Annotated in this window: 20 protein-coding genes and 1 pseudogene; 6 read left to right on the forward strand and 15 right to left on the reverse strand. The window is 58.9% G+C overall.

The window, feature by feature from the left end:
• Positions 1-99 precede the first annotated feature (99 nt).
• The 9 genes and pseudogenes from uhpT to IM265_RS19565 form a co-directional block, all read right to left on the reverse strand.
• Entirely contained in the window at positions 100-1,491 is a 1,392-nt protein-coding gene (uhpT, locus tag IM265_RS19525) for a hexose-6-phosphate:phosphate antiporter (protein ID WP_028014963.1), read from the reverse strand.
• A gap of 132 nt (positions 1,492-1,623) precedes the next feature.
• The gene (locus tag IM265_RS19530; RefSeq protein WP_136484672.1) at positions 1,624-2,934 is read right to left on the reverse strand and encodes an MFS transporter; all 1,311 of its coding nucleotides are present in this window, start codon (positions 2,932-2,934) and stop codon (positions 1,624-1,626) included.
• Positions 2,927-4,432, reverse strand: a complete 1,506-nt coding sequence (gene uhpB / locus IM265_RS19535) for a signal transduction histidine-protein kinase/phosphatase UhpB (protein WP_063437534.1) — start codon at positions 4,430-4,432, stop codon at positions 2,927-2,929. Before uhpB ends, IM265_RS19530 begins: the two co-directional genes overlap by 8 nt.
• Positions 4,429-5,022, reverse strand: a complete 594-nt coding sequence (gene uhpA, locus IM265_RS19540) for a transcriptional regulator UhpA (protein WP_022646555.1) — start codon at positions 5,020-5,022, stop codon at positions 4,429-4,431. The genes uhpB and uhpA overlap by 4 nt, the downstream gene beginning before the upstream one ends.
• An 82-nt stretch (positions 5,023-5,104) precedes the next feature.
• Positions 5,105-5,392, reverse strand: coding sequence for an acetolactate synthase small subunit (ilvN, locus tag IM265_RS19545; RefSeq protein WP_028014960.1), 288 nt, complete (start codon positions 5,390-5,392; stop codon positions 5,105-5,107).
• Between the two features lie 3 nt (positions 5,393-5,395).
• Positions 5,396-7,084, reverse strand: a complete 1,689-nt coding sequence (gene ilvB / locus IM265_RS19550; RefSeq protein ID WP_193031500.1) for an acetolactate synthase large subunit — start codon at positions 7,082-7,084, stop codon at positions 5,396-5,398.
• Between the two features lie 106 nt (positions 7,085-7,190).
• Positions 7,191-7,289 carry an ilvB operon leader peptide IvbL gene (ivbL, locus tag IM265_RS19555; protein WP_057979964.1) on the reverse strand — a complete coding sequence of 33 codons (99 nt, stop codon included), beginning with the start codon at positions 7,287-7,289 and terminating at the stop codon, positions 7,191-7,193.
• Positions 7,290-7,435: 146 nt separating this feature from the next.
• Positions 7,436-7,855: a type II toxin-antitoxin system HigA family antitoxin gene (locus IM265_RS19560; RefSeq protein ID WP_127334638.1), complete on the reverse strand. Its 420-nt coding sequence runs from the start codon at positions 7,853-7,855 to the stop codon at positions 7,436-7,438.
• A pseudogene (locus tag IM265_RS19565) lies at positions 7,852-8,165 on the reverse strand (type II toxin-antitoxin system HigB family toxin). Before IM265_RS19565 ends, IM265_RS19560 begins: the two are co-directional and overlap by 4 nt.
• A 487-nt stretch (positions 8,166-8,652) precedes the next feature.
• On the opposite strand from IM265_RS19565, the gene tisB reads away from it, so the two are divergent.
• The 4 genes from tisB to emrD all read left to right on the forward strand — a co-directional run bounded on the left by tisB (position 8,653) and on the right by emrD (position 11,509).
• Positions 8,653-8,742 carry a type I toxin-antitoxin system toxin TisB gene (gene tisB / locus IM265_RS19570; RefSeq protein ID WP_045260836.1) on the forward strand — a complete coding sequence of 30 codons (90 nt, stop codon included), beginning with the start codon at positions 8,653-8,655 and terminating at the stop codon, positions 8,740-8,742.
• Between the two features lie 64 nt (positions 8,743-8,806).
• On the forward strand, positions 8,807-9,253 hold the full coding sequence (locus IM265_RS19575) for a GNAT family N-acetyltransferase (protein ID WP_028014956.1): 447 nt from the start codon (positions 8,807-8,809) through the stop codon (positions 9,251-9,253).
• Positions 9,254-9,315: 62 nt separating this feature from the next.
• On the forward strand, positions 9,316-10,149 hold the full coding sequence (locus IM265_RS19580; protein ID WP_028014955.1) for an EamA family transporter: 834 nt from the start codon (positions 9,316-9,318) through the stop codon (positions 10,147-10,149).
• Positions 10,150-10,324: 175 nt separating this feature from the next.
• A complete protein-coding gene (gene emrD, locus IM265_RS19585; protein WP_193031498.1) occupies positions 10,325-11,509 on the forward strand; it encodes a multidrug efflux MFS transporter EmrD in 1,185 nt (394 codons plus the stop codon).
• On the opposite strand, the gene IM265_RS19590 is transcribed toward emrD, so the two are convergent.
• On the reverse strand, positions 11,412-12,500 hold the full coding sequence (locus tag IM265_RS19590; protein WP_193031496.1) for a cellulase family glycosylhydrolase: 1,089 nt from the start codon (positions 12,498-12,500) through the stop codon (positions 11,412-11,414). The genes emrD and IM265_RS19590 overlap by 98 nt on opposite strands.
• 84 nt (positions 12,501-12,584) lie before the next feature.
• Entirely contained in the window at positions 12,585-13,511 is a 927-nt protein-coding gene (gene dsdC, locus IM265_RS19595) for a DNA-binding transcriptional regulator DsdC (RefSeq protein ID WP_193031494.1), read from the reverse strand.
• Positions 13,512-13,715: 204 nt separating this feature from the next.
• Here dsdC and dsdX point away from each other — a divergent pair, with 204 nt between their 5' ends.
• Positions 13,716-15,053, forward strand: coding sequence for a D-serine transporter DsdX (gene dsdX, locus IM265_RS19600; RefSeq protein ID WP_045260838.1), 1,338 nt, complete (start codon positions 13,716-13,718; stop codon positions 15,051-15,053).
• A gap of 17 nt (positions 15,054-15,070) precedes the next feature.
• Positions 15,071-16,357, forward strand: a complete 1,287-nt coding sequence (dsdA, locus tag IM265_RS19605; RefSeq protein ID WP_193031492.1) for a D-serine ammonia-lyase — start codon at positions 15,071-15,073, stop codon at positions 16,355-16,357.
• Positions 16,358-16,374: 17 nt separating this feature from the next.
• On the opposite strand, the gene IM265_RS19610 is transcribed toward dsdA, so the two are convergent.
• The 4 genes from IM265_RS19610 to IM265_RS19625 all read right to left on the reverse strand — a co-directional run bounded on the left by IM265_RS19610 (position 16,375) and on the right by IM265_RS19625 (position 20,093).
• Positions 16,375-16,722, reverse strand: coding sequence for a DUF202 domain-containing protein (locus IM265_RS19610; protein ID WP_151412290.1), 348 nt, complete (start codon positions 16,720-16,722; stop codon positions 16,375-16,377).
• The gene (locus IM265_RS19615; RefSeq protein ID WP_028014948.1) at positions 16,712-17,059 is read right to left on the reverse strand and encodes a YidH family protein; all 348 of its coding nucleotides are present in this window, start codon (positions 17,057-17,059) and stop codon (positions 16,712-16,714) included. The genes IM265_RS19610 and IM265_RS19615 overlap by 11 nt, the downstream gene beginning before the upstream one ends.
• 92 nt (positions 17,060-17,151) lie before the next feature.
• Complete coding sequence (locus tag IM265_RS19620; protein WP_193031490.1) at positions 17,152-18,474, reverse strand: 6-phospho-alpha-glucosidase; 1,323 nt, start codon at positions 18,472-18,474, stop codon at positions 17,152-17,154.
• The gene (locus IM265_RS19625; RefSeq protein ID WP_028014946.1) at positions 18,471-20,093 is read right to left on the reverse strand and encodes an alpha-glucoside-specific PTS transporter subunit IIBC; all 1,623 of its coding nucleotides are present in this window, start codon (positions 20,091-20,093) and stop codon (positions 18,471-18,473) included. The genes IM265_RS19620 and IM265_RS19625 overlap by 4 nt, the downstream gene beginning before the upstream one ends.
• Between the last annotated feature and the right edge of the window lie 96 nt (positions 20,094-20,189).

Below are 20,189 nucleotides of genomic sequence, written 5' to 3' on the forward strand. Positions count from 1 at the left end.
AGAGCATGGAGAGGAGTGGGTGTGTAAAGCGGGGTAAAGGTAGGACGAGCAAATAAAAAAAGCCCGGCGGTCAGCCGGGCAAAGAAGTTACCTGCACACTCAGGCCGCTTTTAATTTCTGCGCGCGGTTCTCGCGGCGAATTTTACGTTCTTCCAGCACCGCGACCATCGCCATCAGGACGATACAGCCAATCGCTGCCGCATCCAGCGCCGCGAAGGTGCCCGCCCAGCCGGTGAGGCCGAAAATCGGCGTACCGTCGGCGATCATCCCCAGGCCAAGCTTGGCGAAGCTGTCGCCGATCAGGTAGGCGAAGGTGCCTTTAATCCCATCGGCGGCGCCGATCGCTTTTTTCGGCACGAACCCTACGGCCGCCACGCCAATCAGCAACTGAGGGCCAAACACCAGGAAGCCGAGCGCGAACAGGGACGCCAGGTAAACGTACTGGTTGCTGGCGTGCTGGTAGATGCCGAGCGTGGCAATAATCAGCGCCAGCGCGACGCAGGCCACCAGCGCGCGACGGCCGTTGGCGAGATCCGAGAGCCAGCCCCACAGCAGCGTGCCGACCAGCGCGCCCACTTCGAACAGGGTGAAGCCCTGAATCGCCACCTCTTTAGAGAGCTTCAGCTCTTGGAAGGCATACACCGTTGACCACTGGTCGATGCCGATGCGCACCACGTACAGGAAAATGTTCGAGAAGCACAGCAGCCAGATCACTTTGTTTTTCAGCACGTACTCAACAAAGATCTGCCATTTGGACATCTCGTTCTCTTCGGTCTCTTTGTCCTCTTCGCTGATCTCCTCCCCGAACAGCTCTTCGGCTTTGCCGAGGCCGTACGATTCCGGGGAGTCGCTGCCGAAACGCAGGCCGATAAAGCCGACGATCAGGGCGATAATCGACGGGAAGATAAACATGCCGATCACGTGGCCGTCGAACAGATAGTTCGCGCCAAACAGCGCCACGCCTGCCGCACCCGCCCCGCCGAGGTTGTGGGAAATGTTCCACATGCCGAGGTACGAACCCCGCTTGCGGCGCGGCGTCCATTTGGTGATGGTGGAGTAGCTGCACGACCCGCCGGTGCTCTGGAAGAAACCGCTCAGGGCGTAGAAGGCGATCATCAGGAACAGGCTGACGGAGCCCGCGCCCATGCTGGCGCTGAAGCCGAGCATACAGATGGCGGAGAGGATCAGCATAAACGGCAGGAACTGCTTGGTGTTTTTACCGTCCGCGTAGTAGGACACAACCGTTTTCCCCACCCCGTAGGTGATGGAGAAGCCCAGGCCAATCATCCCCAGCTGCGTCATGCTCAGCCCGTAGGTGGAGATCATGTCGTTCTGCGCGATGTTAAAGTTTTTGCGGATCAGGTACATGGTCAGGTAGCCGATGAAGACCACCAGATAAGACTGCATGAACGGTTTGAACCACATCTTGCGCCGCACGTCGAGCGGCAGATCCAGGGTCGGCTTGCGCACCTGGTTTAAGAAGGCCAGCATGGTTGGTTTACTCCTGAGCTGATTTTTGCAGCATTGTAAAAATCAGCCGGGAGAGATGCCTGAGACAGCGTCCAGGTGAAACCGGGAAAATTTCTTAGTTTTGCGCCATTCGGCAACAAAAGGTGAGGCACGTCACGCTTCGCGCGGCGCCTGGGCGTGCAAAAACGGCAGCAGCAGCAGGGCGGAAATCCCCGCCGCGATGGCGATCGCCGCGAAGAACCCGCTCCAGTGCCAGACGTCGATGACCCGTGCCAGCGGCCAGCCGGAGAGCGATGCGCCGAGGTAGGCAAACAGCCCGACAAAGCCCGTTGCCGCGCCTGCCGCCTCCTTGTGCGAGCACTCCGCCGCCGCCATGCCGATCAGCATCTGCGGGCCAAAGACAAAAAAGCCGATGGTGAAGAAGCACGCCGCCTGCATCACGTAGCTGGCGAACGGCATCAGCCACAGCGAGCCGACGGAGAGTAAAATCCCGGCGGCAAAAATCAGATTCATCGGGCCGCGGTTGCCGTTGAACAGCTTGTCCGAGCCCCAGCCCGCCACCAGCGCGCCGATAAACCCGCCCAGCTCGAACATTGTGACCGCCGAATTAGCGGTGACCAGATCCACACCCAGCGTCTCGGACATGTACAGGTTGCCCCAGTCGTTGATCGCCGCGCGCACCACGTAGACCAGCACGTAGCAGAGGGACAGCAGCCAGATGTACGGATTTTTCAGCACGTATTTGGTGAGGATTTCCTGGCGGGACAGCCCGGCGCCCTCCTGCTGCTGGGCAATCTCCATCTCGTCGTGCCGCCAGTCGCCCACCGCAGGCAGGCCGACGGTTTGCGGCCTGTCCCGCAGGCGCCAGCAGAGGAACAGCCCGGCGACAATCGCGAGGGCACCGGCAATCATCATCCCCGTGCGCCAGCCGTAGTGCAGCGCTGCGGCTCCCACCACCATCGGGATCAGCGCACCGCCAACGTTATGCGCGGTGTTCCAGATTGCCCACCATCCGCCGCGCTCGTTGCGCGAGTACCAGGCGGTGAGCAGGCGGGCGCAGACCGGCGCGCCCCAGCCCTGGAAAAAGGCGTTCAGCGCCCACAACAGGGCGAAGGCCCACAGCGAGGTGGAGAAGCCAAACAGGATGTTCACCACGCCGGTGGCGATCAGCCCGACACCCATGAAATAGCGCGCGTTGGAGTGGTCGCTGACGATGCCGGAGAAGAACTTCGACAGCCCGTAGCTGATGTAAAACAGCGTCGCCAGCAGGCCGATATCGGTGCGCGTCATCACGCCGCTGGCGAGGATTTCCGGCGCGGCGGCGTTGAAGCTTTTACGGGTGAAGTAGAACAGCGCGTAGCCGAGCCAGATGGTGATCAGGATATGGCGACGCCAGTAGCGGTAGCGGGCGTCGATTTCCGCCTTGTCGCGCAACGGAGCCGCGCTGGTTGGGGTTTTAAACATGGTACGTCCTTAACGGCAAACTGACGCTGACGCGCGTCCCGTGGGTGCAGGAGAGGGTCAGCGTGCCGCCCAGCGCCTTGACGCGCTCGCGCATGCCCGCCAGGCCAAAGCCCTGCTGGCCGGAGCCCGGCGGCAGGCCGCAGCCGTCGTCTTCAATCACCAGCATCAGGCGCTCGTCCTGCTGCCAGCCCTGGATCGTCACCGCGCTTGCATTGGCATGTTTAACGATATTGTTCAGCCCCTCCTGACAGACGCGGAACAGCGTCACGCGCTGGCCTTCGCTGAGCAATGATTCATCAATGCGCCAGTCGAGATGGCTGACAATGCCGCGGCTTTCCAGCTCCATCTCGCGCATCAGGGAGCGTATCGCCTGCTCCAGCGACAGGTCATCAAGCTGGCGCGGACGCAGCCGTCCCAGCAAGCGGCGAACGGCGTCATAGACACCCAGCGAAAGCTGTTCGATATGCGCCCCGCCCTGCTTCACGCCCGCGTTATCCGCCGCCAGACGCTGGACGATGCCCGCCTGCGTGCGGATGGCGGTTATGGTCTGGCCGATATCATCGTGCAGCTCGCGAGCCACCTCCTGACGCACGCTCTCCTCAGTCTCCAGCAGACGCTCCGCCAGACGACGGTTGCGCGCCAGCTCGGCTTGCAGGGACTGGTTCAGCTCGCGAAGACGCTGAATGCCCGCGCCGAGCAGCAGTCCGGTCAGGCTCTGGGCCAGCAGCGAGAGCAGCAGATCCACCGGATGATCGTGCCAGGTCTGGCTGGCGATCAGCGCGATGGCGTTCATCAGCGTGGCGATCAGCGCCCCCTGCCAGCCGTAGTGCCAGGCCAGAGCGATGATCGGCAGCGCCAGGCAAAACGGCGTGAAGCGCGAAAGCTCGGCGGGCAGACCAAGCTGCAGCCACAGGCTCACCATAAACAGCAGCAAATACCAGATGAGGTGCCGGGCGCGCCAGTTCACCGGTTGGGAGACCAGCGCGGGGCCGAGCGGCTGCCAGACGGTGCTGGTGAGGTAGTGCCAGAAAACCAGACAGGTCGGCGCGAGGGTCAGGCCGCCGGTAAGGGTCAGAAGCAGGGCGTTAAGCATCTCCTTCTCGCCGATCCACGGCAGGGATTGTAACAGCGCGGCGGCAATCAGCGCCGCCCCCTGACGCAGCAGCGTGCGCCAGTCGCGCTGGTGGCGGTAGCGGGAAATCAGGGCAACGGGGAGAAGCGCAAGCAGGCTTCCGGTCATCAATAAGGGAAGATGCGCGAGGGCCACCTCCTGCGCCAGCCAGACCAGCATCAGCCACTCCGCGCCGAGCAAAACGGGCCAGTATCCGCGCGGGCACTGGAGCATTAATCCCAGCCGCAGGCCGAAGGGAAACAGCAGCACCGCCAGCTCAGGACGTTCCACCAGATGCAGACTGATGCTCCACAGGCAAAACCACGCGGCGGAGAAGATAAAAAAGCTGGCGACGACGGCGATCAGCCGCGAAAACACGGGACTCATTGCCAGCTGTCGAACATGCGGCGCGCCAGCTCGACGTCGTTGCTGACGTTGAGTTTTTCCATCAGGTTGGCGCGGTGGACGTGCACGGTTTTCGGCGACAGATCCAGCTCGGCGGCAATCTCTTTCACCGACATGCCCTGGGCAAGCTTCTCCGCCACCTGGCGCTCGCGTCTGGTGAGCGGATCCTGACGTCCGGCCGCCAGCTTGATGGCGATATCCGGCGTCAGGTAGCAGCCGCCGGTGGAGACGGTGCGCACGGCGGCGATCAGCTCGTCCGGGCTACAGCGTTTGGAGAGGAAGCCGCGTGCGCCCGCGTTGAGCGCCTGCTCGACCAGCGCCGGGCTGTCGTGGACCGAGAGCATGATCGTCGCCATCCCTTTCGGCAGCTGGCTCAACAGCTCCAGCCCGGAGAGATCCGGCATCGAGATGTCGCAGATACAGACCTGCACCCCGCGCCCCGGCAGGCCCGCCAGCGCCTCGCGACCGGAGCCAAACTCGGCCACGACCTGAAAATCCGGTTCGAGGTTAAGAAGCTGGGCAAAGCCGGAGCGGACGATGAGGTGGTCGTCGATGAGAGCGATGGTGGTCATGTGTGTTCCTGCGATCTGAAAAAGCCGGATGACGCTGCGCTTATCCGGCCTACAAGAGCGAAAGACGCTTACCTTAAGCGATTTACTCGAAAAACACCGCAATTTTGTTAAACATGGTGGGATCGGACTGGTTGCGCGCCACTTTGGTGACGTCTTCCAGCTTGTCGATCTGCGCTATCATCTGCTCCAGACGCTGATCGTCGTTGACCAGTAGCCAGATGCGGCTGTGCTCGCTGCCCTGAATCGGCAGGCAGAGAATACCTTCCACGTTAAACGCGCGGCGGGCAAACAGCCCACAGACGTGGGTCATAACGCCAGGGTGGTTGCGGACGGTGAGTTCCAGAATGACGTTATCATGTTGTTTCTGCATGGTTTATTCCCCCACCATCTCAGTATTGGCCGCACCCGGCGGCACCATCGGATACACTTTTTGTTCAGGGTCGATACGCACGTGGATCAGCGCCGGGCCAGGACGCGAGATCGCCGCCTGCAGCGCCGCGTGGGCGTCTTCTTCCGCGTTCAGATCGCAGGTGTGCAGGCCAAAGCCGGCGGCAATCTGCATAAAGTTAATCATCCCCGGATAGGTCGCCGCAAACACGCCCTGCTTGTAGAACAGGCTCTGCTGCTGGTGCACCAGACCCAGCGCCTCATTGTTCATCAGGATGATTTTCACGTCTAACTGGTTTTCGGCCGCGGTCGCCATCTCCTGAATGTTCATCATCAGGCTGCCGTCGCCGGAGAAGCAGATAACCTTGCGGTCCGGGTTGGCGAGCGCCGCGCCTACTGCCGCCGGCAGGCCGAAGCCCATGGTGCCGAGGCCGCCGGAGGTCAGCCACTGGCGCGGACGGTTCAGCGGATACGCCTGCGCGGTCCACATCTGGTGCTGGCCCACGTCGGTGGTGATAATCGCGCTGTCGTCCACGCAGGCGGCCACGGCGTTGATCAGCCCGTAGTGGCTCAGCGGGTCGCCCTCAGCTGGGATAGCGCCCGGGAACTCGCGCTGCAGATCGGCCACCAGCTGACGCCAGTCGGCCCGGTCAGTTGCGTCCGTCTGCGGGATCAGCTGCGCCAGCACTTCGGCTACGTCGCCCTGAATCGCCACGTGCGGCTGTTTGATTTTACCCAGCTCGGCGCGGTCGATATCCACGTGAATGATTTTGGCGTTCGGGCAGAACTCCTCGGTTTTGCCAATCGCCCGGTCATCAAAACGCGCCCCCACAACAATCAGTAAATCCGCCTCTTGCAGGATGTAGTTGGTGCTGCGCGCACCGTGCATGCCCAGCATGCCTAATGACAACGGATGCGCTTTAGGCAGCATACCCAGCGCCATCAGGGTCATGGTCGTCGGCAGGTTGGCCTTTTCCGCAAACTGGCGGATTTCATCCGCGGCATTGATCGCCCCGCCGCCCAGATAGAGCACCGGGCGTTTGGCGGCGTTAATCATGACGGCGGCGTCGCGCACGCTTTCAGCGCTGAATTCCGGCGCGGGGGCGCGCTCGCCCGGCTCCGGCAACACGTCGATCTCGATCTCTGCGGTCTGGACATCCTTAGGAATGTCTATCCACACCGGGCCCGGGCGGCCAGACTGCGCAATGCGGAACGCATCGCTGATAACCTGAGGAAGCTCGGCGATGTCGCGAACTAAATAGTTATGTTTGGTGATGGGGATAGAGATGCCGTAGGTGTCCACTTCCTGGAACGCATCGGTGCCGATCATCGAGGACGGTACCTGGCCGGTAATGCAGATCAGCGGAATGGAGTCGAGGCGCGCGTCGGCGATGGCTGTCACCAGGTTGGTTGCGCCGGGGCCGCTGCAGGCCATACATACCGCCGGTTTGCCCTGCGTACGCGCCATGCCCTGAGCGATAAATCCTGCCCCCTGCTCGTGACGCGCCAGCACGTGGCGGATCTGCGTGCTTTGGCTCAACGCATCGTACAGCGGCAGCACGGTTCCACCCGGGATACCCGCAACCGTGGTGATGCCCTGTCGTTCCAGTAAATGAACAATCAGCTGCGCGCCTGTAAAACGCGTCTTTGTGGATGTTGTGCCCGAACTTGCCATGCTCCAGTCCTTTTCTTCTGGGCCGACTTTCCGGGGAGGGTCCTAAACGAAAAACCCCGCCCGGTTTGCGCCGGCGGGGTTTTGGATTCGTGTGTTGATCCAGTCCCTACGGCGCATTGCCGACGACCACCACCACACGCACGACGACCACTGCGGCTGGTTGCGCAGTTTTTAGTAGGGTCGAAGTGAAGATGGATGAAGTCATTGGGGACCTGTGTTTGGAATCATTGATTGAATTTATACAAACACAGGTTTTCGGGCGTGACAATGGAAATATTTTCATCTGCGCAAAAATGCGTCAGGGATCACGTTTCGTTTGTTGAGTGATAAAGGGCTGTCGACCGTTTTATTTCATTCAATAAACAGTGCAGGCGATACCCCAAAGCGCACCGCCAGTTTTTTTATATGGTTTAACGTCAGCTGACGCTGTCCATTCAATACCCTTGAAACCATTGATTTACTGCCAATTTCATCCTGAAAATCTGAAATGGTCAGTTTGTACTGATCCATAAGGGTTCTTAAAACCGCAATTCCCACTGGAACAGATTCCATCTCCTGACGCAAGGCGACAATCTCGGGTCGATTCGCTTCATAACGACTTATTCTTGCACATACGATATCCAGCAAAGGACTACCAGGTTCATTCATGAGCAGATACTCAACCAGCTCAAGCGCATCCTGGTAATCTTTCTCATTCGGATGTTCACCCAGTAAAGGGACAGCCTCGACAAGGGCATGCGTTGCTTTCATTGCATCAGCGACGATCATCATTTCTTCCCCTTAGTGCGATGTTTCTCCGTAAAACGGTCATATTCCTTATGAGTAAAAACATGGCGCACATAGAACTTTTGGCTTTCAAAGAATATGAGAGCCACTACTCTGAGATTGTTATTTGCAATATCAATCACATAATGCTTATCCAGATATTTAAAGTTATCCAGGGTCGGAAAAATTTGTTTCAGCGCAGCAGGTGTCGGGCAATGGCTCTTTTCGATAGTGCGACCTAAAAAAGGAGCTCTTCCTTATGCTGCGGGAACTGTTTTACCGCATCAATAATTGCCTTCATAGAAATTAAATGCATACTGCATGCCTGCTGCGTCCGTTGCCATTATGGCAACAATATCATGCATTGCCAATGTGTCAACACGTATCGTTTTTCTGACTAACATCTGAAAACAAAAAACCCCGCCGGAGCGAGGTTTTTATCAGGGTTTTGCGGTTGGTCGCCGCAGAACACACTGTGTTACGTCAACGCGAAAAGTATACGCGATCGAACTCGAACGCGCAATTCCGGCACGGATTTTGACGTTTTTGAGTATGGATCACCTTCCAAATTTTGTCCAAAAAATACTGTTCATGCATACAGTATTTATCTATACTGAGGGTGTTCGCAGTGAGCGAGGGGGCCGCAGTTTACCGGCGCAACGAAGTCCTGGCTGAAACGGGTGGTGCCGTCAGTGCCTTAACCCCTGAAGTGAGCACACTGTGTTACGTCAATCCAGGTGCTGGCAACAGGCGGCGGAAAGGTACGCCAGCATCGTGCTCCTTTTAACCAAAAGGAGACGCGTATGAGCGTAGTGGATATGGTGATACTTATCCTCAAACTCATTGTTGCAGTACTGCAACTGCTTGATGCTGTCCTGAAATACGTTCGGTAATTCAGGTTCAAGTCGCACCTGAGAGGGGCGGGCAACCGCCCCTCTTTAATAACGAGGGAATGCTATGTCGCGTCTGTTAATTGAGCCTGTCACACCGGATGAGCCGGGGTATATCGCCCTGAAGGCGGAAAGTATCGCGCTGAATTTCAACATGCTGCGCAGGCTGGAAGAGAACTGGCTGCGGGGTGAGAACCGCTTTAACGCGCCGGGTGAAAAGCTGCTGGGTGCGTTTCTTAACGGCAAGCTGGTGGGCGTGTGTGGACTCAACCGCGATCCGTTCAGCCAGCAGCCGCGTGCCGGACGCATTCGCCATCTCTACGTCAGCGAGAAGTGCCGCGGGCTGGGCATTGGAAAACAGCTTTTAACCGTAGTGATGGCGGATGCCAGCATCTGGTTTGATTTTCTGAATACTCACGCGCCGGACAGCGCGTACGGATTTTACAATCGAGCCGGTTTTACGCTGGTCTCAGACGAACCACGGGTGACGCACCGCCTTTTTTGTGCGGTGTAACCGGCTGGCGGCAACAGGATGTGAATGTTACAGTTGAGTGACAATTCATCACCCAATACGCCATGACCATCACCGTTTTCTGCATTTTGCTTTTCGCCGCACTGCTGCATGCCAGCTGGAACGCTATCGTTAAAGCCGGAACGGATAAACTCTACTCTGCGATCGGTGTTAGCGGCTCAGCCGCGATTATTGCCCTGATTTTACTGCCCTTCTCACCACAGCCTTCTGCGGCAAGCTGGCCGTTTTTGATCGTCTCCTGCGCCTTACAGGTGGTCTACACCGTGCTGGTGGCGAAGACCTATCAGGTCTCGGACATGAGCCAGACCTATCCGCTGATGCGCGGCACCGCCCCGCTGCTGGTGGCGCTGATCAGCGTGCTGGCGCTCGGCGATCATCTCTCCTGGCTCGCCTGGTCCGGTATCGGAGTCATTTGCCTGTCGATTCTGGCGATGGCGATGAATGGCCGCATGCAGTCACGCAGGGGGATCTGGCTGGCGCTGCTGAATGCCTGTTTTATCGCCGGGTATACGCTGGTGGACGGCACCGGCGTGCGGCTGTCGGACACCGCGCTGGGCTACACGCTCTGGACCTTCTTTATGAACGGCTTCTGCCTGCTGGGCTGGGCGATGGTGGCGCGTCGGCGCGAGGCGTCCAGCTACCTGCGCCTGCACTGGAAAAAGGGGCTGCTCGGCGGCGTGGGGACCATGGGCTCTTACGGTCTGGCCCTCTGGGCGATGACGCAGGCGCCGCTGGCGGTGGTCGCCGCGCTGCGTGAAACCTCGATTCTTTTCGGGGCGCTGATCGCCTTTGTCCTTTTAAAAGAGAAGGTTGCGGGCCTGCGCATCGCGGCAGCGCTGGGTATTGCTGTCGGCGCAATTCTGCTGCGTCTGGCGTAAATCGCTGGCAACATTAGTTGCCGTTCTTGTTTACAAATCCTGCCTTTCCCGGTTTTTTCATTCACCGCAACAATGCTTAAATTGTCATCTGTCTGTGGTAGATTCCTCGCGCATTTATGGTAATGCGTAGTCACTTATTCTTCATTTCTCTCTTTTGGCAAAAGTATTCAGCGACATGAAAAAGCAAAGGAACGTTAACTTATTGTTGATGCTGGTGTTACTGGTGGCCGTCGGTCAGATGGCGCAAACCATCTACATTCCGGCGATTGCCGACATGGCAAAGGAATTGAACGTCCGCGAGGGCGCGGTACAGAGCGTAATGGCGGCCTACCTGCTGACCTATGGCGTTTCGCAGCTCTTCTACGGCCCGCTCTCCGACCGCGTCGGGCGTCGCCCGGTGATCCTGGTGGGCATGAGTATTTTCATGGTGGCGACGGTGATTGCCATTACTACCCATAGCCTGACCGTACTGATTGCCGCCAGCGCCCTGCAGGGCGTTGGGACCGGCGTTGGCGGGGTGATGGCGCGAACCTTACCGCGCGATATGTATCAGGGTACCCAGCTCCGTCATGCTAACAGTCTGTTAAATATGGGCATTCTGGTCAGTCCGCTGCTGGCCCCGCTGATTGGCGGCCTGCTGGACACGATGTGGTCCTGGCGCGCCTGCTACGCCTTCCTGCTGGTGCTCTGCATCATTGTCACCTTCAGCATGGCGCGCTGGATGCCGGAAACGCGTCCGCAGGACGCGCCGCGCACGAAGCTGATCGCCAGCTATAAAACGCTGTTCGGCAACGGCGCGTTTACCTGCTACCTGCTGATGCTGATCGGCGGCCTGGCGGGTATTGCAGTGTTCGAAGCCTGCTCCGGCGTGCTGCTGGGCGCGGGTCTGGGCCTGAGCAGCATGGTGGTGAGCATTCTGTTTATTCTGCCGATCCCGGCGGCGTTCTTTGGCGCCTGGTTTGCCGGGCGTCAGAACAAGCGCTTTTCAACCCTGATGTGGCAGGCCGTGATCAGCTGCCTGCTGGCGGGTCTGATGATGTGGATCCCGGGGCTGTTTGGCGTGATGACCGTCTGGACGCTGCTGATTCCGGCGGCGCTGTTCTTCTTCGGCGCGGGAATGCTGTTCCCGCTCGCCACCAGCGGCGCGATGGAGCCGTTCCCGTTCCTCGCCGGCACGGCGGGCGCGCTGGTGGGCGGTTTGCAGAACATCGGTTCCGGCGCGCTGGCCTGGCTCTCGGCCATGATGCCGCAGACCGGGCAGGCTAGTTTGGGCCTGCTGATGACGCTAATGGGGCTGCTGATTTTACTGTGCTGGCTGCCGCTGTCGTCGCGCGTTCCGCATCACGAGCAGCCGGTTTAACCGCATGATGGCCCGGCTTCTCGCCGGGCTTTTCACAGACGGGCGCAATCATCGCCTGCAATAACGGCTCCGGCGCAGGCCGCCAGGCCCCCTCTTCCCCGTCGTAAAACTGGAAATCCGCGTTAAGCGCATACGGGATTTTCGCCTTTTGCAGCTCGCAGGCCATAAAGGTGGCGAAGGCCATTTGCGAAGCGGTTGGCGTGAGGTGGTTTGACTCCCCCACGCCCCAGCCCCCAACCCAACTGACGTGCCCGGTTTTTTGCTGCCAGCGCAGCGCGGTACTGATGCGGTTACGGATAGCCGCCTTCTCCGTCGCCGTGCCGGACGTCCACGGGTATTTACCGCTATTTTTCAGCGGCCCCCACGGGAAAATATGCCACTCCGCCAGCAGGTAGTTTTGACTGTGCGCAGGCAGCTTCAGGCCGGATAAATCCTCCGGCGCAGCGCGCAGGCGCGGCGCAATGAAAATCATGCGCTGCGGGTCGATGTCGTGGATCGCTTTAATGGTTTTTTCATACACGCGGTTTAACGACGCGAGGTTGTGGTTAAGCTTGTCGGCTGGCTCATAAATGAGATCAAAACCCAGCAGCGGATAGCTCTGGCCGAAATAGTGCGCCACGGCAATCCACCAGTTGATCGTCTCTTTCTCGTTATCGGCTTTGGGGTCGTTTTTATATTCATCGGCCTGATAAGCGATAATCGGGATCACGCCATACTGCTCGCAGGCTTCCACCAGCTTGCGCAGGTGGATCAGCCGTGCTTCCGTCGGCTCATCGGCCACGCGGATGCGCACGTGGGTAATGCCTTTTGCGCGAAAATCGCGTACCACCAGCGGGTCGAACTCGCGTATGCCGCGCTCGGTGCGCGCCCAGTCCACATCCATCCCGACGCCCAGCTGCTGCGCATAACGGGCAGCCGTCAGCGGCGGCTCGGCGGCAATGGCCCAGCCGGAAGAGATCAGTAACGCGGTAGCAATGAGAGGCTTTAGCACGGTTTACCCTGGATAAATCGAAAGCATTACCTGTATTTAGCACGCTTTTTCACATTTGGTGTAGAGTCAAAGCGTAATAATTCTTCAACCTGCCAGTTCTCTCAGCCAGCCGATAAAGGCGTCTATTTTCGGCCACTGTCGGCCCGAAAGCGTCGAAACATAGTAGTGCTGATGGCATTTCAGGGTCTTGTCACCAAACGGGGCGATCAGTTCGCCCCGTTCAAGCCGTTTTTGCACCAGCCGCTTTCTCCCCATCGCGACGCCGACGTGGTTGATGGCCGCAATAATCGCTAAGTCGGAACGATCGAAACCAATACCCGACGATGGCGGCATATTCACCGCAAAGTGCTGCGCCCAGCTCAGCCACTCATCCGTACCGGAATCATTGCTCCAGGCCTGACGGTCGTGCAGCAGCGTGCAGTGGCTAAGGTTATCGGGGTTTTTCAACAGCTCATGCTCGCGGGCATACTGCGGCGAGCAGACGGGTAAAATCTCTTCGTCCATCAGGAAGTGATGAGACAGATGGTTTGGCGGCGTATCGTCGAAATAGAGCGCCAGATCGACCCCCGTTCGCTGCATATTGATGTAATCATTGCCGGTCAGGACGGTGAGCGAAATCGACGGATAGCGGCGGGTAAAGTCGCCCAGCATGGGTACCAGCCAGCACTGAGCGATCGACGGCCGGGAGTAGACCGTCAGCGTGCCGGACAGCGCCTGGTTTTTGATGTCCAGGATCTCCTGATTCAGGGTGTCGAGGGAAGATTTTAGCGTCCAGTAAACGCGCTTTCCCTCCTGCGTCAGCTCGACTTTACGGTGCGAACGGATAAACAGCTGAATACCGAGCTCTTCTTCGAGCAGGTTGATGCGGTGGCTCACCGCGCTGGGGCTGAGCGACAGCTCCTCCGCCGCCAGCGCGAAGGATTCATGTCGAGCCGCCACTTCAAAGGTGTACATTTTCGACAGCTGCCAGCCGTTGAGCAGCCGGTTTCTGGCTTCATTTGCATCGGTCATCACAATTCTCACGCGTGGTTTCTGCGCTCAGCATACTGTTTAAGGGTGAATATATGTGAACCTAATGCGGTTTAAGTGCGTTTTTTAGAGCGCAGTCACTCAGTTGATTCAATCTGGCTCACCTGAACGCCAATTTATATCGTTTGTCAGCCCACGCCGCTTTTTCGTCCAATACCCCCAGATGACATAAGGGTGAGGTGAGATATGGGATCTCAGGTCTGGGTTGTGGCAACGCTGCTGGTCAGCATTGTGTTGATTGTTTTAACCATCGTTAAGCTAAAGTTTCACCCGTTCCTCGCGCTGCTGCTGGCGAGCTTTTTCGTCGGCGCAATGATGGGAATGAGCCCGCTGGATATGGTAAACGCCATTGAGAGTGGGATTGGCGGCACGCTGGGCTTCCTGGCGACCGTGATTGGTCTTGGGACCATTCTCGGCAAGATGATGGAGGTTTCCGGCGCGGCAGAGCGCATCGGGATTACGTTGCAGCGCTGCCGCTGGCTGTCAGCAGACGTGATTATGGTGCTGGTGGGCCTGATCTGCGGCATTACGCTGTTCGTGGAAGTGGGCGTGGTCCTGCTGATACCGCTGGCGTTTTCCATCGCCAAAAAGACCCACACGTCGCTGCTCAAGCTGGCCATTCCGCTCTGTACCGCGCTGATGGCGGTGCACTGCGTGGTGCCGCCGCATCCGGCCGCGCTGTTTGTGACCAATAAATTAGGGGCGGACGTTGGAACGGTCATTGTCTACGGTTTGATGGTCGGCCTGATGGCCTCTCTGGTCGGCGGCCCGCTGTTCCTGAAGCTGCTCGGCAATCGTCTGCCGTTTAAACCGGTTCCGGCGGAATTTTCAGACCTGAAGGTGCGGGAGGAGCATACCCTGCCGTCGCTGGGCGCCACGCTGTTTACGGTGCTGCTGCCGATTGCCCTGATGCTGGTGAAGACCATCGCTGAACTGAATATGGCAAAAGACGGCACGCTGTATACGCTGCTGGAGTTTATCGGCAACCCGATCACCGCCATGTTTATCGCCGTGTTTGTCGCCTACTACCTGCTGGGCATCCGCCAGCACATGGGCATGGGCGCGATGCTGACGCACACCGAGCACGGCTTTGGCTCTATCGCCAACATTTTGCTGATTATCGGCGCGGGCGGCGCGTTCAACGCCATCCTGAAAACCAGCGGACTGGCGGACTCGCTGGCGCAAATTCTCTCGAACCTGCACATGCACCCTATCCTGCTCGCCTGGCTGGTGGCGCTGGTGCTGCATGCCGCCGTAGGCTCCGCCACGGTCGCGATGATGGGCGCCACGGCCATCGTCGCGCCGATGCTGCCGCTCTACCCGAACGTCAGCCCGGAGATCATCACCATTGCCATCGGTTCCGGCGCCATTGGCTGCACGATCGTGACCGATTCTCTCTTCTGGCTGGTGAAGCAATACTGCGGCGCGACCCTGAATGAGACCTTCAAATACTATACGACGGCGACGTTTATCGCCTCGGTGCTTGCACTTGGCGGCACATTCCTGCTTTCTTTCATTATCTGAGCGCGAAGAGACGTATTATGGAAAACGCAACTATCACCACTTTAACCGCACAGTTTCCTCTGGTTGAGGATCTGATTGCCCTGAAAGAAACCACCTGGCTTAACCCGCGCACCACCACGCTGGCGGAAGGGTTACCCTATGTCGGGCTGACCAAAGCCGACGTGGACGACGCCCACGCGCGCCTCAACCGCTTCGCGCCGTATCTGGCAAAAGCCTTCCCGGAGACGGCGGCAACGGGTGGGATTATTGAATCTGAACTGGTCGCCATTCCGGCAATGCAGGCGCGGCTGGAGAAAGAATCTGGCAAATCCATTCCCGGCACGCTGCTGCTGAAAAAAGACAGCCACCTGCCGATTTCCGGCTCGATTAAAGCGCGCGGCGGCATCTATGAAGTGCTGACCCATGCGGAAAAACTGGCGCTGGAAGCCGGGTTGCTGACCACCGAAGACGACTACAGCATTCTGCTGGAGCCACGCTTTAAGGCCTTCTTCAGCCAGTACAGCATTGCCGTGGGCTCCACCGGCAACCTGGGGTTATCCATTGGCATAATGAGCGCACGCATCGGCTTTAAGGTGACGGTGCATATGTCCGCCGACGCCCGCGAGTGGAAGAAAGCCAGGCTGCGCAGCCACGGCGTCATCGTCGTGGAATATGAGCAGGATTACGGCGTGGCGGTGGAGCAAGGGCGCAAAGCGGCGGAAAGCGATCCGAACTGCTTCTTCATTGACGATGAGAATTCCCGCACCCTGTTCCTGGGCTATGCGGTGGCGGGCGAGCGCCTGAAAGCGCAGTTCACCGAACAGGGCCGCGTGGTGGATGCGGATCATCCCCTGTACGTCTATCTGCCGTGCGGCGTAGGCGGCGGGCCTGGCGGCGTGGCGTTTGGCCTGAAGCTGGCCTTTGGTGATAACGTGCACTGCTTCTTCGCGGAGCCAACGCACTCGCCGTGCATGCTGCTGGGCGTTTACACCGGCCTGCATGATGCGATTGCAGTGCAGGATCTGGGCATTGATAACGTGACGGCGGCGGACGGTCTGGCGGTAGGACGCGCGTCCGGCTTCGTGGGCCGCGCGATGGAGCGCCTGCTCGACGGGTTCTATACGCTTTCCGATCGGAGCATGTACGACATGCTCGGCTGGCTGGCGCAAGAGGAAGGGATCCGCCTTGAGCCTTCAGCGCTGGCGGGGATGGCCGGGCCGGTGCGCGTTCATTCTCATACCAACGTTACCCACCTGGTGTGGGCAACCGGCGGTGGCATGGTGCCGGAAGACGAGATGGCGAAGTATCTGGCTAAAGGGAAGTAATTAAGCCGCCACCGGGCTTACAGGCTCAAAATTTGCTGAATATGGGTTACCGCAAACAGCAGCGACAGCGAGAGAACAGCCAGGGCGATGAGGAACTTATCCCGCACCGCCTTCGGCTGCACAAAGTCGTCCTGCGCCACGTCCATCAGGTTACGGCTGCGGGTATAGCGCCATAAAATGATGGCCACCAGCGCCAGCACAATAATAGAGATCCAGAATGGCACCCCGGTTCGGTGCCAGTTGTGCTTAATCGCCAGGGCAATCAGCGCGCCATACCCCAGCAGCGTGCGCAGCCAGGCCAACGACGTCCGCTCCGGCTGCAGGCCGGGGTCCGCTTCGCGCCGCGCTTTGCGACTATCCGCCATAGAACACCAGCCCCATCACCACGCCCGCCACCGCCAGCAGAATTACGCTGATGATGAGTAACCCGCGCGTATAGGGCAGATCCTGCTTCAGGCGCATCGCCTTCTCATTGCGCAGCCATCGCAGGTAGCCGTAAATCGCCAGCACGCCCGCGAACAGGCACAGCAGCAGCGCCAGCACTTCACGAATCAGCGGCGTGGCAAAATCGGGGGCGAGCTGGTCAAGGCCGACACCTGCGGCCAGAAAGCCCAGTGCGGTGCGGATCCACGCTAAAAACGTGCGTTCATTAGCCAGAGAGAAGCGGTAGTCCGGCGCTTCGCCGAGGCGGGAAATTTTCATGGAGATTCCTTGTCGTGCTACGGGCAGGCTTCAGCATAGCGTAAATCGACAAGGACAAGGAGACCGGCATCGGGCGATGCCGGTCAGGACGATTAATGCAGCTCTGGCCAGTACTCTTTGTTGGCCTCGATCAGGTCATCCAGAATCGCTTTCGCGACGGAGGCGCTCGGCACGGTTTTCGACAGGGTAATGGCCTGCCAGAGCTTCTGGTACGAGCGCTGCTCCCAGGCATCCACCACCAGTTTTTCCACCGCCACCTGCTGGCTCATCAGCCCTTTCTGGAAGTGCGGAATATCGCCCACCGTAAGCGGCTCCGGTCCGTTATGGCCCACCAGGCACGGGATCTCCACCATCGCGTCGGCGTCAAAGTTATGGATGGCACCGTTGTTTGGCACTATCAGCAGCATCCGCTCCTGGGTGTTAAAGGCAATCGCAGTCGCCAGATCGACGATGTACGACGCATGTTCGTCGATTTCCAGCTCACCGGCGGCGGAGTTGCCGGCTTCGATAATCGCCCGACAGGAACTGAACACATGCTTCTCACGGTGATCCATAACTTCATTGGCGCGGGTCCGTTCCGGGTTGGAATGCGCGACCACGTAGTCCGGGAACAGGTAATACTTCAGGTAGGTGTTCGGCATGGTGCCCGGATCCAGCGCCTGCACGTCTTTAGCTTTGGCAAAGGTATCGTTCCAGCTCGCTTCGGTATGCGCATCTTCCGAAGGCGGAACATAGCCGTTTTTCGCCACGTATTCGCGCAGCTTCGGCATCAGATCGTTGCCGTTCAGGTCTTCAATCGACGTCCACCAGCCGAAGTGGTTCAGGCCGTAGTAGCGCACGCGCATCTCTTTGCGGTCTTTCAGGCCGACAATCTGCGCCATGCGCCCTTCAATGCCGATCGGCATATCGCAGATGTTGAGTATTTTAGCGTTCGGACGCAGGCGGCGCGTGGCTTCTGCGACAATCGCCGCCGGGTTGGAGTAGTTCAGCATCCACGCGTTCGGGGAGTACTGCTCCATATAATCCACCAGCTCCAGCACGCCGCCGATAGAGCGCATGCCGTAAGAGATACCGCCCGGTCCGCAGGTTTCCTGGCCCAGCACGCCGTGGCGCAGCGGGATTTTTTCATCTTTTTCGCGCATCGGGTATTTGCCCACGCGGATGTGCGCCATCACGAAATCGACATCGGTAAACGCCGCTTTTGGATCGGTGGTGTAGTTGAATTCAATCTCCGGGGCCTGCTCCTTAAGGATGATTCTGCACGCTTCGGCGATGGTCTCCTGACGCGCGCCGTCGTTGTCATAGAACTTCAGGGCGCGCAGCGGGAAACGGTCACGGTTGGCTAACAGCATCAGGACGATACCAGGCGTAAAGGTGCTGCCGCCGCCTGCAATGACAACTGAGAATTTTTTCATGATATAGCCTCTGTCAGGGTGGTTTGTTCATTTGTTAAAGGGGTTTTCATCAGCGATTCCAGCTGGTCGCGCACCTGAGGAACGTGCAGGCCGACAATCACCTGAATGCCGTTGCCGCGTCGCACTACGCCGTGTGCGCCCAGGGCTTTGAAGACGTCGTCGCTTTGGGTTTTCGCCATATCCACCAGCGCGATACGCAGGCGGGTGGCGCAGTTGTTGATGCTTTCGATGTTGGCCGCGCCGCCGAGCGCCTGCAGGAATCCGGCGGCTTGCCCAACCTGCTGGCTGGCCGCCGCCGGGGCGGTGGTTTGCCCGCGCGCCGCCTTATAGTCGGCCTTGCTGTAGAGTTTGATTTCGCTCTCTTCCCGGCCCGGCGTTTTCAGGTTCAGACGCTCAATCAGCGTTTTGAAGATCACGAAGTAGATGCCGGTGAAGCAGACGCCAATGCCGATCTGGGTGAACACCGTCGAGGCGTGGTTATGGAACATCGGGATCCAGTTTTGTGGCAGGAACTGGTCCAGCAGGCCGCCGCCCATGTTCCCCACGACGCCGAAGGCGTACATCACCGTCGCCATGGTGGCCGCCAGCACGGCGTGCACGGCGAACAGCAGCGGCGAGATAAACAGGAAGGTGAACTCAAGCGGTTCGGTAATGCCCACCAGCACGGCGGTGAGCGTGGCCGGAACCAGCAGGCCCGCCACCTTGACGCGATTTTCTGGCGACGCGGTGTACCAGATAGCGAAGGCAATCCCGACCGAGCCAAACACTTTTGAGTTGCCGTGCAGCGCGAAGCCACCTTCCGGGAAGAGGGTCTTCAGCGGCAGGGTGCTCTGGCTGAATTCCTGCAGATGCTGCGCCCAGTAGACCTGAATACCGCCCTCCACCGCCGCCGGGCCGAAGATGAACGGACCGTAGACAAAGTGATGCAGGCCAGTTGGGATCAGAATGCGTTCCAGGAAGGTATACACCCACACGCCCAGCGCACCGGCAGAGCGCAGGAACGCCTGCAGGGATTCGATGCCCATCTGCACTTTCGGCCAGCCTAGCAGCGTCAGCCAGGCACAGGGGATCATCACGAAGAACGCGAGGATAACGACAAACGAGCTGCCCTGGAAAATCCCCAGAAAGACCGGCAGCGGCTTGTCGAAATAGCGGTTGTGGATGGCGGTGACGATGCCTGAGATCACGATGGCACCGATGATGCTGGTATCGAGTGTTTTGATCCCGGCAATCATCGCCAGCCCGCTTCCCGCCGTTGGTTCGGCGGAGAAGTCGACGCCAAAGAAGTGGCCCCAGGTCATCCCCATCGCGTTAATGAAGTAGTTCCAGGTCAGGAAGCTAATCAGCACGGCCAGACAGGCGCGGCCCTGGGCCTGCTTCGCCAGGCCAATCGGTAAGCCGACGGCAAAAATCAGCGGCATATTGCGAAACACCGCCCAGCCGCCCTCTTCAATGATGTGAACGATCTGCGCGAAAAGATGATCGGGGGCGGTTAAGGCTTCGCCGACAAACAGCGGGTTGCGAAGCATGATGGCGATTCCCACCACGATCCCGGCAAACGGAAACAGCAACACCGGGGTAAACATGGCACCGCCAAAACGTTGTATTTGACTGAGCATTTTTAAATCCTCACGTAACAACCTGTAGGGGTAGAGGCCTTTATGGTTTTGTGCTGGCCTGAGGTGAGCATAAGAACTTACTGATGTACGAACATG

This window comes from Enterobacter cloacae complex sp. P17RS (assembly GCF_014895885.1).
GTDB lineage: Bacteria > Pseudomonadota > Gammaproteobacteria > Enterobacterales > Enterobacteriaceae > Enterobacter > Enterobacter bugandensis.

What these genes read in the sequence shown, in the direction of transcription:
- IM265_RS19575 (WP_028014956.1), top strand. Translation starts at nt 8,807, where the DNA reads ATGTCGCGTCTGTTAATTGAGCCTGTCACACCGGATGAGCCGGGGTAT.
- emrD (WP_193031498.1), top strand. Translation starts at nt 10,325, where the DNA reads ATGAAAAAGCAAAGGAACGTTAACTTATTGTTGATGCTGGTGTTACTG.
- ilvB (WP_193031500.1), bottom strand. Translation starts at nt 7,084, where the DNA reads ATGGCAAGTTCGGGCACAACATCCACAAAGACGCGTTTTACAGGCGCG.
- ivbL (WP_057979964.1), bottom strand. Translation starts at nt 7,289, where the DNA reads ATGACTTCATCCATCTTCACTTCGACCCTACTAAAAACTGCGCAACCA.
- IM265_RS19580 (WP_028014955.1), top strand. Translation starts at nt 9,316, where the DNA reads ATGACCATCACCGTTTTCTGCATTTTGCTTTTCGCCGCACTGCTGCAT.
- IM265_RS19530 (WP_136484672.1), bottom strand. Translation starts at nt 2,934, where the DNA reads ATGTTTAAAACCCCAACCAGCGCGGCTCCGTTGCGCGACAAGGCGGAA.
- dsdA (WP_193031492.1), top strand. Translation starts at nt 15,071, where the DNA reads ATGGAAAACGCAACTATCACCACTTTAACCGCACAGTTTCCTCTGGTT.
- uhpB (WP_063437534.1), bottom strand. Translation starts at nt 4,432, where the DNA reads ATGAGTCCCGTGTTTTCGCGGCTGATCGCCGTCGTCGCCAGCTTTTTT.
- IM265_RS19620 (WP_193031490.1), bottom strand. Translation starts at nt 18,474, where the DNA reads ATGAAAAAATTCTCAGTTGTCATTGCAGGCGGCGGCAGCACCTTTACG.
- dsdX (WP_045260838.1), top strand. Translation starts at nt 13,716, where the DNA reads ATGGGATCTCAGGTCTGGGTTGTGGCAACGCTGCTGGTCAGCATTGTG.
- IM265_RS19625 (WP_028014946.1), bottom strand. Translation starts at nt 20,093, where the DNA reads ATGCTCAGTCAAATACAACGTTTTGGCGGTGCCATGTTTACCCCGGTG.
- uhpT (WP_028014963.1), bottom strand. Translation starts at nt 1,491, where the DNA reads ATGCTGGCCTTCTTAAACCAGGTGCGCAAGCCGACCCTGGATCTGCCG.
- dsdC (WP_193031494.1), bottom strand. Translation starts at nt 13,511, where the DNA reads ATGACCGATGCAAATGAAGCCAGAAACCGGCTGCTCAACGGCTGGCAG.
- ilvN (WP_028014960.1), bottom strand. Translation starts at nt 5,392, where the DNA reads ATGCAGAAACAACATGATAACGTCATTCTGGAACTCACCGTCCGCAAC.
- tisB (WP_045260836.1), top strand. Translation starts at nt 8,653, where the DNA reads ATGAGCGTAGTGGATATGGTGATACTTATCCTCAAACTCATTGTTGCA.
- uhpA (WP_022646555.1), bottom strand. Translation starts at nt 5,022, where the DNA reads ATGACCACCATCGCTCTCATCGACGACCACCTCATCGTCCGCTCCGGC.
- IM265_RS19610 (WP_151412290.1), bottom strand. Translation starts at nt 16,722, where the DNA reads ATGGCGGATAGTCGCAAAGCGCGGCGCGAAGCGGACCCCGGCCTGCAG.
- IM265_RS19615 (WP_028014948.1), bottom strand. Translation starts at nt 17,059, where the DNA reads ATGAAAATTTCCCGCCTCGGCGAAGCGCCGGACTACCGCTTCTCTCTG.
- IM265_RS19560 (WP_127334638.1), bottom strand. Translation starts at nt 7,855, where the DNA reads ATGATGATCGTCGCTGATGCAATGAAAGCAACGCATGCCCTTGTCGAG.